The organism is Providencia sp. wls1914 (assembly GCF_009706645.1).
In the GTDB taxonomy this organism is placed as follows: Bacteria; Pseudomonadota; Gammaproteobacteria; order Enterobacterales; family Enterobacteriaceae; genus Providencia; species Providencia zhijiangensis.
In genome coordinates, this window is record NZ_WLUN01000009.1 from 1 (window position 1) to 14,879 (window position 14,879).

Sequence of the window (14,879 nt, forward strand, 5' to 3'; positions counted from 1 at the left end):
ATCAGACAATCTGTGTGAGCACTTCACAAGTACACTTCAATGGTAAGGAGGTGATCCAACCGCAGGTTCCCCTACGGTTACCTTGTTACGACTTCACCCCAGTCATGAATCACAAAGTGGTAAGCGCCCTCCCGAAGGTTAAGCTACCTACTTCTTTTGCAACCCACTCCCATGGTGTGACGGGCGGTGTGTACAAGGCCCGGGAACGTATTCACCGTAGCATTCTGATCTACGATTACTAGCGATTCCGACTTCATGGAGTCGAGTTGCAGACTCCAATCCGGACTACGACGTACTTTATGAGTTCCGCTTGCTCTCGCGAGGTCGCTTCTCTTTGTATACGCCATTGTAGCACGTGTGTAGCCCTACTCGTAAGGGCCATGATGACTTGACGTCATCCCCACCTTCCTCCGGTTTATCACCGGCAGTCTCCTTTGAGTTCCCACCATTACGTGCTGGCAACAAAGGATAAGGGTTGCGCTCGTTGCGGGACTTAACCCAACATTTCACAACACGAGCTGACGACAGCCATGCAGCACCTGTCTCAGAGTTCCCGAAGGCACTAAAGCATCTCTGCTAAATTCTCTGGATGTCAAGAGTAGGTAAGGTTCTTCGCGTTGCATCGAATTAAACCACATGCTCCACCGCTTGTGCGGGCCCCCGTCAATTCATTTGAGTTTTAACCTTGCGGCCGTACTCCCCAGGCGGTCGATTTAACGCGTTAGCTCCGGAAGCCACTCCTCAAGGGAACAACCTCCAAATCGACATCGTTTACAGCGTGGACTACCAGGGTATCTAATCCTGTTTGCTCCCCACGCTTTCGCACCTGAGCGTCAGTCTTTGTCCAGGGGGCCGCCTTCGCCACCGGTATTCCTCCACATCTCTACGCATTTCACCGCTACACATGGAATTCTACCCCCCTCTACAAGACTCTAGCTGACCAGTCTTAGATGCCATTCCCAGGTTAAGCCCGGGGATTTCACATCTAACTTAATCAACCGCCTGCGTGCGCTTTACGCCCAGTAATTCCGATTAACGCTTGCACCCTCCGTATTACCGCGGCTGCTGGCACGGAGTTAGCCGGTGCTTCTTCTGTTGGTAACGTCAATCGTTGATGATATTAGCATCAACGCCTTCCTCCCAACTGAAAGTACTTTACAACCCTAAGGCCTTCTTCATACACGCGGCATGGCTGCATCAGGCTTGCGCCCATTGTGCAATATTCCCCACTGCTGCCTCCCGTAGGAGTCTGGGCCGTGTCTCAGTCCCAGTGTGGCTGATCATCCTCTCAGACCAGCTAGGGATCGTCGCCTTGGTGAGCCATTACCTCACCAACTAGCTAATCCCATATGGGTTCATCCGATAGCGCAAGGACCGAAGTTCCCCTGCTTTGCTCCTTAGAGATTATGCGGTATTAGCTACCGTTTCCAGTAGTTATCCCCCTCTATCGGGCAGATCCCCATACATTACTCACCCGTCCGCCGCTCGTCAGCGAGAAGCAAGCTTCCCCTGTTACCGCTCGACTTGCATGTGTTAGGCCTGCCGCCAGCGTTCAATCTGAGCCATGATCAAACTCTTCAATTAAAAAGCTTGATGCTCAAAGAATGTTACTGTCGTTTGATTTCCGAAGAAACCAAATTACCTATTAGTTCATATATATGAATTAACGTGTTAGTCACTCTTCAAGACTTAAAATCAAATATTTTTTTGATAGTGTCCTGTGAGTGCCCACACAGATTGTCTGATAAATTGTTAAAGAGCGGTGCGACATTTCTTGAGAAATTCGACTCAGTTTTTATCAACTTAGGTCGTTGTCGCGAGGTGTCGTATACTACGTTTTTTATTTAGAAAGTCAAGCGATTATTTTCAACTATTTTCTTTCTTCACCTCTGTTATCACGGGGCTTCGAGGTTTTCTTCGAGCCGGTTTATCGTGACAACGGATGCGCATTATAGGGAGCTCGAAAAATTACACAACCTTTTTTTTTAAAAAAAACATCGTTTGCAGATAATTTCATCATTATGCTTTTTTTACTATCACTATGGTTATAAAAACAGCTATTTTGCCGTATAATTCTATTCATATTGTCCTCTCTTAATTATTTGATTCTTAATTAAGAGCTTCCTTATTGTTACCTTTATATCCATCTACGTTTTATGGCTAAGAATATGAATACATCTTTAAGACCTTATTTAGAAACCTTCCCTTCTGTCGCTGCTACTGTTTTTATTGATCCATCTTCTATCGTCATTGGAGATGTTCGCTTAGCCGAAGATGTAAGTATCTGGCCATTATCAGTACTACGTGGTGATGTGAATTATATCTCTATAGGTGCACGAACAAATATTCAGGATGGTTCCGTACTACATGTCACCCACAAGTCCACCAGCAATCCTGATGGAAATCCGTTAATCATTGGGGAAGATGTCACTGTTGGGCATAAAGTCATGCTGCACGGATGCACGATCGGTAACCGAGTTCTTGTCGGTATGGGATCTATCGTGATCGATGGGGCTATTATTGAAGATGATGTAGTGGTCGGCGCTAATAGCCTCGTCACTCAAGGAAAAAAATTGGAGTCTGGCTACTTATATATGGGAAGCCCAGCCAAAGCGATTCGAAAACTCACCGAAGCTGAGCTTAACCATTTACGTTATTCAGCTAATAATTATGTTGAGTGGAAAAATAATTACTTATCGTCCAGCAATTCATAGAAGCCATGTTCATTGTCGAGTCCTTGCTCAATCAAGGCCTCGAACTCTTCTTCTATATCCCAGCGATAATGCTGAAAAAGCGCCAGTGGAGTTTCATTCTGACCATATCGTTTAATAAGTAGGGTTTGTGAAACAACACACTCTGAAAGTAGTCCATTAACTAAAACAGGAAAACGCACCTTACTAATAGCTGTGTCCCACATTTCCCTATCTGGAAATTGAATCGCCTGATTCATTATTCAAGTTCCTTTTTAACTCTTTTAATACTGGCTCAATCTCTGGTATCACTCCATGCCAAAGTTTAAAAGCAAATGCCGCTTGCCCAACCAGCATACCTAAGCCATCCGCTAGCTTATTCACTTGATGCTGCTTAGCGAATGACAAAAAGGGGGTTAAACCTCGTTGATAAAACATGTCATAACATGCGGTCTGTTGAGAAAATAGTTCAGGACTGATTTTAGGGATCTCGCCAGTCACTCCAGAAGAAGTACCATTAATGATTAGATCAAACTCTGCTGAAATGAGCTGCTCCATTGGTCTACTCTGTATTTTCCCAAGAACCGAAAACTGGTGAGCTAAAGATTCTGCTTTTATAAAGGTTCGGTTAGTCAACGTAATATCGCAGCCGTACTCAAGTAGAGGCAATAGAGCGCCGCGAGTTGCACCACCAGCTCCAATAACCAATATTTTGCTTGAAGGCGATACAAACCCAAGGCGCTGTAAATCAAGCAATAATCCCGCACCATCCGTATTGTCACCCAACAAACGATGATTATCGAGTTTTCTAATCGTATTTACGGCACCACAGGTTTGAGCTCTTTCCGTCAATTCTGAAACGAATTGAAATGCCCTTTCTTTAAACGGTAATGTAATGTTTGCACCCTGCCCGCCTTTTTCAAAAAAGTCTGATAAATAAGCTTCAAAATCTTCTACGGGAGCAAGTATTTTCTGGTATTCAAGATCAATGCCTGTCTGCTTGGCAAACATTTGATGTATTGACGGTGATTTACTGTGTTGAATCGGGTTACCAAAAACTGCAAACATTCCCATTAATCATTATCCTTTACGATATAATTGCCCAGTCAAAGCATCTCGAATTTCTGATGGATTCAATCTTCCACCAACAGCCCCATCAAGAACGGGGATCGTTTCTTTAAACTGTGCAATCACTTCTTCTGTGGTTCGACATGGTTCCAATCCACTCAAATTTGCACTCGTTGATACGATTGGTTTGCCATATTCACTGCAAAGCTCTTTCACTAACTCATGGTTTGTGACACGAACAGCTAAAGTATCAAATTGACCCGTTAACCATTTTGGTGTTGTTTTCTTTGCAGGAATTACCCAAGTAACAGGTCCTGGCCACGTAGCAAACATCGCTTGACGCTGTTGCTCATTAAGTTTGCTGTCATCGACATAATTTTTGAGTTGCTCATAATTATCAGCAATCAAAATTAACCCTTTTTCCCAAGGGCGCTGTTTCAATTCAAGTAATTTATTTACCGCAACCTCACTATCAGGGTCACATCCTAAGCCAAAAACAGCTTCAGTGGGATAAGCGATAACTTGTTGTTGTTTCAGTGCTTCAATAATATTTTTAATTGCAGGTGTAGATTGATTTTGCATAGTTTTAACTCATGATTCTTCTTGTAACTGACCACAGCGTTTGCTGGCACAGAACAATCTTACTCCCTGTCCAACCTTTTTTTCCATAAGTAATGGGTATTCACAAGACTGACATTTTCCCACTACAGGCTTATTATTCAGGATAAACTGACAGTTAGGATAATTATCGCAAGCATAAAAAGTTTTACCAAAACGGGATTTTCTTTGTAGCAAATTGCCTGTTTGGCATTGAGGACAAGGAACCTTAGTTTCATCCGGTTTATCGATGAGCTCTGTATGTTCACATTCAGGATAGTGGCTACAACCGATAAACATCCCAAAACGCCCTTGTTTTAATACCAAATCATACCCGCATTTAGGACAGCTTTGACCTTCCAATACTTTGACAATGTGAGTCTCTGCAACAGCTCTTAATGGCTTAATATAATGACATTGAGGGTAACCAGAACATGCTAAAAAAGGCCCATGAGCTCCGTTACGGATAACGAGCAAAGAGTTACATTCAGGACAGTATTCATTTTTATCTGTATCAAAAGGCAATTGCTTCGACATGTTTTTGTTTAATCCACTCTTTTTTCAATGACTAGTTTACTCTGATATATCCACCAGCCACTGATATAATTGCGCCATTAATCTCTAATTCAGTTAAGGCTGAAATCACTTGCGTGATAGGTAACTGTAATTCAGTAGCGATGATATCTGCAGGGGTCGATTGGTACCCTACCATACCTAAAATCCGACTTTCTGTCAGATTTAACTCTGGCTGTGCAGAGGTTTCAATCTCCAATTCTGGTTGTATCCAATTTGGTGAGCATTCTAGATGCAATAATATGTCTTCGGGTTCTACCAGCAGATATGCCCCTTGTTGTATCAACCAGTGATTACCACTAAATGCGGAGTTGCCTAATGGTGCCGGCAGTGTAAATAGATCCCGATTTTGTTCAATTGCATATCGGGCTGTAATCAACGATCCACTTTTCATACCCGCTTCGATAACCAATACTGCTTTACTTAGCCCACTAATGATACGGTTTCTTCGAGGAAACTGTTTTGGTAATGGGGGAGCATCAGGAAAATACTCTGAAACTAATACCCCTTCAGACCTAATTCGTTCAGCTAAATCAAAGTGTTGTTTCGGGTAAACATGGGAAAGCCCACTCCCGAGTACTGCGACTGTCTTCCCTTGATTTTCTATCGCAGTTCTATGACTGATACCATCAATGCCTAATGCTAAGCCGCTAGTGACCACCAAATTATAATCGGTGAATCTTCTAACAAATGCTTCAGTCCATTTTTTACCATATGCAGTAACTTGCCGACTTCCTATAATAGCAATTTGCTTTTCAGATAATAATTCACTTCGTCCCGATACAAAAAGTAATAATGGCGGGTTATATATCTGCTTTAATAAAAAAGGATATTGCGCATCTAAAAATGTAATTAATTGATTTTCTTTGACTTCTAACCATTTCAAAATTGAATCAATACGCTTTAAAGGGACATTTAAGAATTGCAATCGCTGCATTTCATTCAGCCCACAAACCTTTAAGACTGTATGATTTACTTTATCTAATTGTTTTAATTGAGATATTATCTTTAGTGCTGTTTTTATCCCAACTCGGCTAACTTGCGAAAGCCTTAGCCATATTTCCTGTTCATTCATTTTGTCTTCCTGACAGATAAGTTAGCACATTCGGAAACGAACAAATCATAACCAATACTGTCAATATGACTGATAAATGTCTAGAATAGACGGTAATTACCTTTCAAATTTTGGAAACTACTCGAAAAATTTATGTCAGTCTTAAACGTGTTACATTATCCAGACGAGCGCCTTCGCACTGTTGCAAAACCAGTTGAAAAAGTTGATGCATCTATCCAGCGTATTATTGATGATATGTTCGATACGATGTATGACGAGGAAGGCATTGGGCTCGCAGCAACGCAAGTGGATATCCACCAGCGCATCATTGTTATTGACGTTTCTGAATCACGTAATGAGCGCCTTGTACTTATCAATCCTGAGCTTCTTAATAAAGAAGGTGAAACAGGTATAGAAGAAGGCTGCCTATCAGTCCCTGAACAGCAAGGATTTGTACCAAGAGCGGAGAAAGTGAAAGTTCGTGCCCTTGATTATAGCGGTACATCATTTGAACTTGAAGCTGATGGCCTACTGGCTATCTGTATTCAACATGAAATGGACCATTTAGTTGGAAAACTGTTCGTTGATTACTTATCACCTTTGAAGCGTCAACGTATTCGCCAGAAAGTAGAAAAGCTCGATAGACTGAGAGCTAAAGAAGCTAAAAGTCGCTGAGTTGATAAGAAGTTAGTCTTTATTACTATAAATGGGAAAGGATCGTGTCAGAACCATTAAGAATTATTTTTGCAGGTACGCCTGATTTCGCAGCTAAGCATTTGGCCGCATTGTTAGAAACCAATCATAATATTGTTGGTGTATTAACTCGTCACGATAAACCTGCAGGTAGAGGCAAAAAGCTAACAGCGAGCCCTGTTAAGATCCTTGCGGAAGAACATGGAATACCTGTTTTCCAGCCAGTTACCTTACGTGATCCAGACAATCAACAATGGATCACAGATCAAAATGCTGATCTGATGATTGTCGTTGCCTATGGCTTGATCCTGCCACAAGCAGTTTTGGATATTCCCCGTTTAGGCTGTTTGAATGTTCATGGTTCGTTGTTACCACGCTGGCGAGGCGCCGCTCCGATCCAACGATCCATTTGGGCTGGCGACCACGAAACTGGTGTCACTATCATGCAAATGGATGCCGGCCTTGATACCGGAGATATGCTATATAAAGCTATTTGCCCGATTACTGCTGAAGATACTAGTGCAACTTTATATGAAAAGCTGGCGATTACAGGGCCTAAAGCACTTATTCATACAGTAGATTTACTCTCTTCAGGTCATTGTATCCCAGAAAAACAAGATGATTCTCTCGCTAATTACGCTGAAAAATTATCTAAAGATGAAGCGAGAATTGATTGGCAACTACCAGCTGAACACATTGAGCGCTGTATTCGAGCCTTTAATCCTTGGCCAATGAGTTATTTCATGGTTCAAGAGCAATTAATCAAAGTATGGCAAGCTGAAGTCATCGCTCAAGCACATAATCGGCGCCCAGGTACTATCATCAGTGCCGATAAAAAAGGTATCAGTGTTGCAACTGGTAATGGAATATTAAATATTACTCAGCTACAACCACCAGGCAAAAAAGCGATGAGTGCGCAAGATATACTTAACTCCCGCCGCGAATGGTTCATACCTGAGCAATTGCTAGACTAATATATTGGTAGCATTACCTAAAAATGCAAAATTCGGTAATGCTACTTAAGTAACTAATAGACTCTCTTTCAATTATGAAAAACAAATATAATTTGCGTAGTATCGCAGCGACCGCCATTAGTCAGGTATTAGATAACGGGCAATCATTAAGTACCGTTTTACCTGATCTGCAACGTAATATTAATGATAAAGATAAAGCGCTACTGCAGGAGATTTGCTTCGGAGTTCTACGTTATCTACCAAAGCTCGAATGGTTTATTAGTCAGCTAATGGAAAAACCGCTAACAGGCAAGCAAAGAACTTTGCATTACCTCATCATGGTTGGGCTTTATCAATTACTCTATACTCGCATCCCTGCACATGCGGCTTTAGCAGAAACCGTGGATGGTGCAGTTGCATTAAAGCGCCCACAGTTGAAAGGCCTAATAAATGGGGTACTACGCTCTTTCCAACGTCAGCAAGTTCAATTAGAAGAACGTAACACAAATAATAATAGCCAATATTTACATCCTAGTTGGTTATTAAAACGCATTCAAACCGCCTACCCTGATAGCTGGGAAAATATTGTTGATGCCAATAATCAGCGTCCACCTATGTGGTTGAGAGTTAACTCCCAACATCATACAGCCGCACAATATTTAGAGTTACTCGAACAAGCAGACATTACAGCACACTTGCACCCATCCCATCCAAGTGCAATTCGCTTAGAAGAAGCGGCTCCCGTTACCTGTTTACCCGGCTTTGAAGATGGCTGGTCAACAGTGCAAGATGTTTCTGCGCAAGGCTGTGCTGAATTACTTTCTCCAGCTAATGGCGAAAATATTCTCGACTTATGTGCAGCACCAGGCGGAAAAACAACACATATTTTAGAACTAGCCCCTAAGGCCCATGTTCTCGCTGTAGACATTGATGAGTCACGACTCAAACGAGTAAAAGAAAACCTGCAAAGATTAAAGCAGCAAGCTATTGTTATTCAAGGGGATGGTACGAAACCTGAAGAGTGGGCGAAAGATCAACAATTTGATCGTATTTTGCTGGATGCTCCGTGTTCTGCAACGGGAGTGATTAGGCGCCACCCTGATATTAAATGGCTAAGACGCGATTCAGATATTCAAGAGCTATCTCAGTTACAGGCTCAAATCTTAGAGGCTGTATGGCCATACTTAAAACCTGGCGGCACATTAGTGTATGCCACATGCTCCATCATGCCTGAAGAAAATAGCCAGCAGATTCAGCATTTCCTTTCTAAACATACTGATGCAAGTATGAATGATGGTACAGAATTAGGCTTACAAATATTACCAAGCACAACTGGGGGTGATGGTTTCTTTTACGCCCGCTTACTCAAGCACGTACAGTAATATTTAACAAAGACTCTGAGATAGGAAGATGCTATGAAGATCATTATTCTAGGTGCAGGGCAAGTCGGTGGGACACTCGCTGAAAACTTAGTGGATGAAAATAACGATATTACCGTTGTTGATACCAATGCCGATCGCTTGCGTCAGCTACAGGATCAGTTTGATCTGCGCGTAGTTAATGGGCATGGATCCCATCCCCGAGTTCTTAGAGATGCTGGAGCTGAAGATGCGGACATGTTAGTTGCAGTGACTAACTCAGATGAGACCAACATGGTTGCTTGCCAAATTGCTTATAGCCTATTTAATACGCCGAATAAAATCGCACGTATTCGTGCAACCGAATATATCCGCGAAGCTGACAAGCTTTTTTTAGCAGAACAAATCCCTATTGATTATCTGATATCACCGGAACAGCTGGTTATTGAATATATCTATAAACTTATCCAATATCCGGGGGCTCTACAGGTCGTTAATTTTGCCGAAGGTAAAGTAAGCATTGTTGCTGTAAAAGCCTACTATGGGGGTTCTCTAGTCGGTAATGCATTGTCTAGCTTACGTGAGCACATGCCACACATTGATACTCGCGTTGTCGCGATATTCCGTCAAGATAGACCGATTCGCCCTCAAGGTTCCACCATTATTGAAGCAGGCGATGAAGTTTTCTTCGTTGCCTCCACTCAACATATTAGAGCGGTAATGAGTGAGCTCCAGCGATTAGAAAAACCCTACAAGCGTTTAATGATTGTTGGTGGTGGCAACGTAGGTGCCGGCTTAGCTAAGCGATTGGAAAAAGACTATAGCGTTAAACTGATTGAACGTAATCAGGAAAGAGCAACTGAATTAGCTGAATTGCTCCATGATACGATTGTTTTTTATGGTGATGCTTCAGATCAAGAATTACTTACTGAAGAACATATTGAACAAATGGATGTGTTTATTGCGCTTACCAATGATGATGAAGCAAATATCATGTCCGCTATGCTTGCGAAAAAAATGGGCGCTAAAAAAGCCATGGTATTAATTCAACGCTCTGCCTATGTTGAATTAGTTCAAGGCGGTGTTATTGATATTGCCGTATCTCCACAGCAAGCAACCATTTCAGCTTTACTTGGTCATGTCAGAAAGGCGGATATTGTCAGTGTCTCATCATTGCGCCGAGGAGTTGCAGAGGCTATTGAAGCGATCGCCCACGGTGATGAAAACACATCAAAAGTGGTTGGTAAGAAAATATCAGAAATTAAGCTTCCTCCAGGTACAATTATTGGCGCCATCGTAAGAGAGGAAGAAGTCATTATTGCTAGTGATTACCATATTATCGAGCAAGGTGACCATGTCATTATGTTTATTACCGATAAAAAATATGTTCCGGATGTGGAAAAGCTGTTCCAACCAAGTCCGTTCTTTTTATAATTATCTAAAATAAATAGTAAAAATTTGCAGGTTGATAATTCTAGATACTATAATTTTGATACGTGGTTCCACACGTTTAGTCATTTAGTTAATAAATAAAGGGAAGGGGTCGTACATGAGTTTTTTAAAAGAGTTCCGCGAATTTGCCATGAAAGGCAACGTTGTGGATATGGCTGTCGGTATTATTATTGGTGCTGCATTTGGTAAAATTGTTTCTTCATTAGTTGCCGATGTGATCATGCCACCATTAGGATTAATCATTGGTGGCGTAGATTTTAAACAATTCAGCCTTGTACTTCGAGAAGCGGAAGGGAGTGTGCCTGCCGTAGTGATGAATTATGGGATGTTTATCCAAACAGTTTTTGATTTTGTTATTGTCGCATTTGCTATTTTTATGGCAATCAAGGTAATGAACAAAGTTCGTCGTGAAAAAGAAGAGGCTGCACCAGCAGAGCCTGCTGCTCCATCTACAGAAGAAGTTTTACTATCTGAAATTCGTGACTTACTGAAAGAACAGAATAAAAAATAACTAAAAGGCCAGTGGTAATAAGTTTATTAACCGATTACCACTGGCCTCCCAGTTACCTGCCTTATTTGCTTTTCCTTTTCTTGTATAGCTTCCTTTACCTTTCTTATTCTTCTCAACTCTCTGGCGAAATAGTGGGTCATGTAACAGTGCCTCAATGGCATTATCTTTAATCTCACCACGCTTATGCTGATATTTATTCATAATCTACCTTCATTATCAGTTTTAAATTAATAAATTTTTGATGCGCCTTTTTCTAGGATCTCCATTATAGAACAATATGTCGATGCATGCTCATCACCACAACATGCTGAACTCAAGGTCTTCAGTGAATCTCTCATAATGATTAGCTCTTGGATCTTCTTTTCCACTTCAATCAGCCTAATATCAACAATATTCTTTGATTCCTGACAAGTATGGTGTTCGGGATCAACTCGGATCGATAATAGCTCAGTAATCGCTTCAAGCGTAAACCCTAGTTGCTTCGCATAACGAATAAAACGTAGGCGCTGTAAATCTTGCTCCGTAAACAACCGGTAGCCACCTTCCGTTCTCGTTTTGTGCCCCATCAAACCCTGCTTTTCATAAAAACGGATTGTATCTGGTGTCACATCTGCCAATTTAGCTATTTGACCAATCTTATACATGCTCATTTTCTTATGCCTATAAGTATGGATAGAAAATAAAAATTCAAGGATGGAAAAGAATTAATTTGGAGGGGTAGAATAGCAGGTACAAAAAAACCGGGCAATACACCCGGTTTTCTTGAAAGCAATTACAGATTACTCTGCAGCTGCTTCTTGAGACTCAACAGCACGGTCAACAAGCTCGATGTAAGCCATCGGAGCGTTGTCACCTGCGCGGAAGCCACACTTAAGAATACGAGTGTAACCACCTGCGCGAGCTGCGAAACGAGGTCCCAGTTCATTAAATAGTTTTGCAACGATCTCGTTATCACGAGTACGTGCGAATGCCAGACGACGATTAGCTACGCTGTCGGTCTTGGCAAGAGTAATCAGCGGCTCAACGACGCGACGCAGTTCTTTCGCTTTAGGCAGAGTCGTCTTGATGATTTCATGACGAACTAAAGAACCTGCCATGTTACGGAACATAGCTTGGCGGTGGCTGCTGTTGCGGTTCAATTGACGACCACTCTTACGATGGCGCATGACCTTATCCTTCTCAGTAAAACCTTAACCTGTGATCCTAATCATCAGCAATACTTGCTGGTGGCCAATTTTCTAAGCGCATGCCCAGAGAAAGACCACGAGATGCCAAGACGTCCTTAATTTCAGTAAGAGATTTCTTACCAAGGTTCGGAGTTTTAAGCAACTCAACTTCTGTACGCTGTACCAGATCACCGATGTAGTGGATAGCTTCTGCTTTGAGGCAGTTAGCAGAGCGGACAGTCAATTCCAGATCGTCAACTGGGCGCAGTAAGATAGGATCGAATTCTGGTTTCTCTTCTTTAACTTCTGGCTGACGTACATCACGTAGGTCAACAAAAGCTTCAAGTTGTTCAGCCAGAATGGTAGCTGCACGGCGAATCGCCTCTTCAGGATCGATTGTACCATTAGTTTCCATTTCGATTACTAACTTATCCAAGTCAGTACGCTGCTCAACACGAGCTGCTTCAACATTGTAGGCAATACGCTCTACAGGGCTATAGCAAGCATCGACTAACAGACGACCGATTGGGCGCTCATCTTCTTCCGAATGAACTCGGGCAGAAGCCGGCACATAACCACGACCACGCTGAACTTTAATACGCATATTTACAGATGCGCTTTCGTCAGTGAGGTGGCAGATAACATGCTGTGGCTTGACGATTTCGACATCACCATCATGGATGATGTCGGCTGCAGTCACAGGGCCAATGCCAGATTTATTCAAGGTTAAAATAACTTCATCTTTCCCCTGAACTTTTACCGCCAGCCCTTTCAGGTTGAGGAGAATCTCCAGGATATCTTCCTGTACACCTTCTTTGGTGCTGTACTCATGCAGTACACCATCAATCTCAACCTCTGTCACCGCACAACCCGGCATAGACGAAAGCAGAATACGGCGCAGTGCGTTACCTAGAGTGTGGCCAAAGCCGCGCTCTAAAGGCTCAAGGGTCACCTTAGCGTGCGTCGAACTCACTTGCTCGATATCTACCAGGCGCGGTTTTAGAAACTCTGTCACAGAACCCTGCATTGTGTCCTCTCTTTGGTGCTAAGCTTTACTTGGAGTAAAGCTCGACGATCAGGTGTTCGTTAATGTCCGCAGACAAGTCAGTACGTTCAGGAATACGTTTGAACACACCTTCCATTTTAGCAGCATCAACTTCCAGCCAAGTTGGCTTCTCACGCTGTTCAGCCAGCTCTAAAGCAGCCTTGATACGAGACTGTTTTTTAGCTTTCTCACGAACGCTGATAACGTCATTCGGGGAAACCTGATAAGAAGCGATATTAACTACACGACCATTTACCATGATAGCTTTGTGGCTAACCATTTGACGTGCTTCTGCGCGAGTTGCGCCAAAGCCCATACGGTAAACGACGTTATCTAAACGACCTTCCAGCAGGGTCAGCAGGTTTTCACCTGTGTTGCCTTTCAGGCGAGTTGCTTCTTTATAATAGTTACGGAATTGACGTTCCAGAACACCGTAAATACGACGAACTTTTTGTTTTTCACGTAACTGAACACCATAGTCAGACAGACGCGGTTTACGCGCACCGTGCTGGCCAGGTGCCTGTTCTAATTTACACTTGGTGTCAATCGCGCGAACACCAGACTTCAGGAAGAGGTCTGTTCCTTCGCGACGGCTCAGCTTGAGCTTAGGACCCAAATATCTAGCCATTTTCTTTCTCCAACAGTCCTAAAAAAAACGAAACGTATTAAACGCGACGTTTTTTCGGTGGGCGACAACCGTTATGAGGGATAGGAGTCACATCAGTAATATTAGTGATGCGGAAACCAGCGGCGTTCAGAGCACGAATTGTTGATTCGCGACCCGGACCCGGTCCCTTAACCATAACTTCCAGGTTTTTGATTCCGTATTCTTTCACAGCTTCTGCGCAACGCTCTGCCGCAACTTGTGCTGCGAACGGAGTGGATTTGCGAGAACCACGGAAACCGGAACCACCGGCAGTTGCCCAACCTAATGCGTTACCCTGACGGTCAGTAATGGTAACGATTGTGTTGTTGAAAGAAGCATGGATATGAGCCACACCGTCTGAGACTTGTTTTCTTACACGCTTACGTGCACGAACTGGTGCCTTTGCCATTATTCAATACCCCGACTTATTTCTTGATCGGCTTACGCGGACCCTTACGGGTACGAGCGTTAGTCTTAGTACGCTGTCCGCGCACAGGAAGACCACGACGATGACGTAAACCACGGTAACATCCAAGGTCCATCAGACGCTTGATGCTCAGGGTAATTTCACGGCGTAAGTCACCTTCTACAACATATTTAGCAACTTCGTCACGCAGCTTGTCGATTTGTTCTTCAGACAGCTCACTGATCTTAACATTTTCAGCAATACCAGTTGCTTCACAGATAGCCTGTGAACGAGTTTTGCCGATGCCGAAAATCGATGTTAAAGCGATTACGGTATGTTTATGATCAGGAATGTTAATGCCTGCTATACGGGCCACTATGCACTCCTAAGTTAAAATATACATTACTGTGCTGAAAAGCCCGTTTTCAGGATACTCAAACAATAATGTATCTTAGATAAAAAAGATTGGCTGGCTAATTTAGCCAGCTCAACCCAACTTTGCAAGAAAAAAATGCTTTTTCTTAGCCTTGACGTTGTTTATGTCTTGGCTCAACACTGCAAATCACACGAACGCTACCATTGCGACGAATAATTTTGCAGTTACGGCATAATTTCTTGACGGAAGCACGAACTTTCATTTTTACTCTCCGTAACTTCTAAGCAAACC

17 protein-coding genes, 1 rRNA gene and 2 pseudogenes are annotated in these 14,879 nt (G+C 42.7%); 6 read left to right on the plus strand and 14 right to left on the minus strand.

From position 1 onward, the window contains the following. Positions 1 to 43: 43 nt before the first annotated feature. Positions 44 to 1,584 (minus strand): 16S ribosomal RNA (locus tag GKR74_RS07470). A gap of 584 nt (positions 1,585 to 2,168) precedes the next feature. Here GKR74_RS07470 and GKR74_RS07475 point away from each other — a divergent pair. Next, complete coding sequence (locus tag GKR74_RS07475; RefSeq protein WP_154603120.1) at positions 2,169 to 2,714, plus strand: gamma carbonic anhydrase family protein; 546 nt, start codon at positions 2,169 to 2,171, stop codon at positions 2,712 to 2,714. Here GKR74_RS07475 and GKR74_RS07480 read toward each other — a convergent pair. From GKR74_RS07480 to dprA, 5 genes and pseudogenes are all read right to left on the minus strand, one after another. After that, a complete protein-coding gene (locus tag GKR74_RS07480; protein WP_154603121.1) occupies positions 2,690 to 2,950 on the minus strand; it encodes a DUF1488 domain-containing protein in 261 nt (86 codons plus the stop codon). The genes GKR74_RS07475 and GKR74_RS07480 overlap by 25 nt on opposite strands. Beyond that, complete coding sequence (gene aroE, locus GKR74_RS07485; RefSeq protein ID WP_154603122.1) at positions 2,922 to 3,764, minus strand: shikimate dehydrogenase; 843 nt, start codon at positions 3,762 to 3,764, stop codon at positions 2,922 to 2,924. Before aroE ends, GKR74_RS07480 begins: the two co-directional genes overlap by 29 nt. A gap of 6 nt (positions 3,765 to 3,770) precedes the next feature. Next, the gene (gene tsaC, locus GKR74_RS07490; protein WP_154603123.1) at positions 3,771 to 4,340 is read right to left on the minus strand and encodes an L-threonylcarbamoyladenylate synthase type 1 TsaC; all 570 of its coding nucleotides are present in this window, start codon (positions 4,338 to 4,340) and stop codon (positions 3,771 to 3,773) included. A gap of 27 nt (positions 4,341 to 4,367) precedes the next feature. After that, positions 4,368 to 4,892, minus strand: a pseudogene (locus GKR74_RS07495) (topoisomerase DNA-binding C4 zinc finger domain-containing protein); the annotation flags it as partial. Between the two features lie 31 nt (positions 4,893 to 4,923). Beyond that, on the minus strand, positions 4,924 to 6,003 hold the full coding sequence (gene dprA, locus GKR74_RS07500) for a DNA-processing protein DprA (RefSeq protein ID WP_154603125.1): 1,080 nt from the start codon (positions 6,001 to 6,003) through the stop codon (positions 4,924 to 4,926). A gap of 132 nt (positions 6,004 to 6,135) precedes the next feature. Between dprA and def the strand changes: the two are divergent. From def to mscL, 5 genes and pseudogenes are all read left to right on the plus strand, one after another. Further along, positions 6,136 to 6,645 (plus strand): annotated as a pseudogene (def, locus tag GKR74_RS07505) (peptide deformylase); the annotation flags it as partial. A 56-nt stretch (positions 6,646 to 6,701) separates the two neighbouring features. Then, the gene (fmt, locus tag GKR74_RS07510) at positions 6,702 to 7,649 is read left to right on the plus strand and encodes a methionyl-tRNA formyltransferase (protein WP_336431315.1); all 948 of its coding nucleotides are present in this window, start codon (positions 6,702 to 6,704) and stop codon (positions 7,647 to 7,649) included. A gap of 74 nt (positions 7,650 to 7,723) precedes the next feature. Beyond that, positions 7,724 to 9,010, plus strand: a complete 1,287-nt coding sequence (gene rsmB, locus GKR74_RS07515; RefSeq protein ID WP_154603127.1) for a 16S rRNA (cytosine(967)-C(5))-methyltransferase RsmB — start codon at positions 7,724 to 7,726, stop codon at positions 9,008 to 9,010. A 33-nt stretch (positions 9,011 to 9,043) separates the two neighbouring features. Further along, positions 9,044 to 10,420, plus strand: a complete 1,377-nt coding sequence (trkA, locus tag GKR74_RS07520) for a Trk system potassium transporter TrkA (RefSeq protein ID WP_036955884.1) — start codon at positions 9,044 to 9,046, stop codon at positions 10,418 to 10,420. Positions 10,421 to 10,535: 115 nt separating this feature from the next. Then, positions 10,536 to 10,949, plus strand: a complete 414-nt coding sequence (mscL, locus tag GKR74_RS07525; RefSeq protein ID WP_036955890.1) for a large-conductance mechanosensitive channel protein MscL — start codon at positions 10,536 to 10,538, stop codon at positions 10,947 to 10,949. On the opposite strand, the gene GKR74_RS07530 is transcribed toward mscL, so the two are convergent. The 8 genes from GKR74_RS07530 to rpmJ form a co-directional block, all read right to left on the minus strand. Next, positions 10,950 to 11,150 carry an alternative ribosome-rescue factor A gene (locus GKR74_RS07530; RefSeq protein ID WP_154603128.1) on the minus strand — a complete coding sequence of 67 codons (201 nt, stop codon included), beginning with the start codon at positions 11,148 to 11,150 and terminating at the stop codon, positions 10,950 to 10,952. 26 nt (positions 11,151 to 11,176) lie between these two features. Continuing rightward, positions 11,177 to 11,593: a Zn(2+)-responsive transcriptional regulator gene (zntR, locus tag GKR74_RS07535; RefSeq protein ID WP_036955922.1), complete on the minus strand. Its 417-nt coding sequence runs from the start codon at positions 11,591 to 11,593 to the stop codon at positions 11,177 to 11,179. A gap of 135 nt (positions 11,594 to 11,728) precedes the next feature. Beyond that, on the minus strand, positions 11,729 to 12,115 hold the full coding sequence (gene rplQ, locus GKR74_RS07540) for a 50S ribosomal protein L17 (RefSeq protein ID WP_036955900.1): 387 nt from the start codon (positions 12,113 to 12,115) through the stop codon (positions 11,729 to 11,731). Positions 12,116 to 12,152: 37 nt separating this feature from the next. Further along, positions 12,153 to 13,142, minus strand: a complete 990-nt coding sequence (locus tag GKR74_RS07545; protein WP_036955903.1) for a DNA-directed RNA polymerase subunit alpha — start codon at positions 13,140 to 13,142, stop codon at positions 12,153 to 12,155. Positions 13,143 to 13,167: 25 nt separating this feature from the next. After that, positions 13,168 to 13,788: a 30S ribosomal protein S4 gene (gene rpsD, locus GKR74_RS07550; RefSeq protein ID WP_004265487.1), complete on the minus strand. Its 621-nt coding sequence runs from the start codon at positions 13,786 to 13,788 to the stop codon at positions 13,168 to 13,170. Positions 13,789 to 13,825: 37 nt separating this feature from the next. Then, the gene (rpsK, locus tag GKR74_RS07555; protein WP_004388621.1) at positions 13,826 to 14,215 is read right to left on the minus strand and encodes a 30S ribosomal protein S11; all 390 of its coding nucleotides are present in this window, start codon (positions 14,213 to 14,215) and stop codon (positions 13,826 to 13,828) included. A 16-nt stretch (positions 14,216 to 14,231) separates the two neighbouring features. Continuing rightward, entirely contained in the window at positions 14,232 to 14,588 is a 357-nt protein-coding gene (rpsM, locus tag GKR74_RS07560) for a 30S ribosomal protein S13 (protein ID WP_004907144.1), read from the minus strand. 145 nt (positions 14,589 to 14,733) lie between these two features. Then, on the minus strand, positions 14,734 to 14,850 hold the full coding sequence (gene rpmJ / locus GKR74_RS07565; protein ID WP_004265484.1) for a 50S ribosomal protein L36: 117 nt from the start codon (positions 14,848 to 14,850) through the stop codon (positions 14,734 to 14,736). Positions 14,851 to 14,879 lie beyond the last annotated feature (29 nt).